The sequence below is a fragment of the Azospirillum sp. B4 genome, assembly GCF_000333275.1.
GTDB lineage: Bacteria > Pseudomonadota > Alphaproteobacteria > Azospirillales > Azospirillaceae > Nitrospirillum.
The window spans coordinates 1-1,992 of the sequence record NZ_BACU01000601.1; the positions used below are offsets into that span (position 1 = coordinate 1).

General features: G+C 65.0%; 2 protein-coding genes. Both read right to left on the reverse strand.

Annotated features, from left to right (window positions below):
- Nucleotides 1-279: 279 nt before the first annotated feature.
- Nucleotides 280-1,029 (reverse strand): protein phosphatase CheZ, encoded by a 750-nt coding sequence (locus I55_RS27030; RefSeq protein WP_044563837.1) that lies wholly within the window; start codon nucleotides 1,027-1,029, stop codon nucleotides 280-282.
- 72 nt (nucleotides 1,030-1,101) lie between these two features.
- On the reverse strand, nucleotides 1,102-1,992 hold an 891-nt coding region (locus tag I55_RS27035; RefSeq protein WP_252181338.1), incomplete at its 5' end, for a 23S rRNA (adenine(2030)-N(6))-methyltransferase RlmJ.

Here is a 1,992-nt window from a genome sequence, read left to right on the forward strand (position 1 = left end):
TCATGGCGGGCACGCTGACCAACTGAATATCGACGAAATGTTTCCGCCCCACCGGGGCTGGTGCACGGTGCAGGGGCCCCTTTGGGCCCCTGTTCCCATTTATGGTTTCCCCAGCGTGAAGAACTCTCAACTGGTGACCGAAAAGAAGACCGCTTACGGGGCTTAGGCATTGGCTCGCGCCGATGCGGAACATGTCCGCATCCGCCGGGGGGGCGCGGGAAACGCGGCGCGAGACGACGAAGGACCGGATGATCCATAGGCGCTAAAGAGCGCGTGGAATCAATCAAACAGCGCGTCGATGTCGGCCTGGGAGATGGTCTGGCCGCCATCCTTGACGGGGCCGTGCAGTTCCAGACCCTCGTCATGCTTATGGATGGACGGGGGCAGGGGCATAGTCTCGAACTCCTTGGTGTTCCAGACCGACATCATGGCCTCCACCCGCTCCTCGATGAAGCTCAGGGCCTGGACCACCTTGGTGATTCGCTGGCCGGTGAGATCCTGGAAATTGCACGCCTCGAAAATGCGCAGCGTGACCTCATTCAGATCCTTGAGGCGGGAGTTCTGATAGCCTTCCGGCAGCTGGGATCGGACCTCGTTGGCGATGTCGTCGATCTCTTCCGCCGCCTGGATGATGCTGTTGGTGGCAGCCTCGGTGGAGGCGACGACAGCGGTCAGCTGCTGGCTGGCCTCCATGAAGGTGTCGTCTTTGGCCAGCGGGTGGCGCAGCGCGGCCATTTCCAGCTTGGTGGCCTTGATGCGGCCGGCGATGTCGGCGATCTCAACATGGATCGCCTCGATCTGGGTGTGGTCGGTGTTGAGGAAACGGTCCAGCTTTTGCCCCAGGTGCTGGATGGCCTCCATCACCTCCGTGGTGTCCAGCCGAATCTCTTGCGCCGGCGTCAAGGGCGCCAGGGCGGCCGGAGATAGTGACGAAGCCAGCGACAGCGCGTCCACGGTCCCGGGCTGATCCTGCGCCCGCCGCTGCCGCTGAATTTCCGCCATGAAAGGCCGCTGACCGTTCTGCGCCATCCGCTCGATCCTCTTTCCCCGTCGCACCCGCTCGTGTCGCTCGCGGCTTGACCTAACCTAAAGATTATGTCCTTAGGCAATACGTTCGCCGGCGACCCATTCAACATGGGCGATACCTTGGGTGAAGCCAAGGGCCTCGTGCAGTGCGGGCAACATTTGCCCTAAAGTTTCATCCAATTGCCAGGGCGGGTTTACCAAAATCATGCCGGAACCGTTCAGGCGGTCCATGCGGCCGTCATCGTTCCAGGTCAGTTCGGTCGCGAGGATTTTGGGAATGCCGCTGTCCTCCAGCCGCTGGTGCAGGTGCCAACTCACCGCCCGGTCCTTGATGGGGTACCACAGGGCATAAGTGGCGGTGGGCCAGCGGCCGTGGGCCAGTGCCAGCCCGGCCACCAGCCGGTCGAAATCGTCAGCCGCCTCGAACGGCGGGTCGATCAGCACCAGGCCCCGCTTCTCCCTGGGCGGCAGGTGGGCCTTGAGCGCAGTCCAGCCGTCCATGTGGTGCACCGCGACCTGCCGGTCGCCCCGGAACACGCCTTTTAGCGTCTGGGCATCCTCCGGGTGCAGTTCCGCCAGGATCAGGCGGTCATCCTGGCGCAGGAAGGCCCGCGCCAGGCAGGGGGAGCCTGGATAGCTGGTCAGCGGCTCGCCGACCGTCGTGCCGCCCACCGCGCGGACGGCGCTCAGATAGGGGGCCAGGGCTTGAGCCGCGGCGGGGGGCAGGCTGCCGGCGTCGGCCGCCTGCAGCAGGCGCTGGATGCCTAGCGCGGCTTCGCCGGTGCGGGTGGCCTCGCTGGCGGTCAGGTCATAACGGCCGATGCCGGCATGGGTGTCCAGTACGGCGAAAGGGGCGGGCTTGGCGGTCAGGCGGGTCAGCAGCAGCGCCAGGATGGCGTGCTTCATGACGTCGGCCGGGTTGCCGGCATGGAAGGCGTGGCGGTAGTTCATGGGGCGGAGGATGCA

Coding starts and splice junctions, on each gene's coding strand:
- I55_RS27030 (WP_044563837.1), bottom strand. CDS start 1,029: ATGGCGCAGAACGGTCAGCGGCCTTTCATGGCGGAAATTCAGCGGCAG.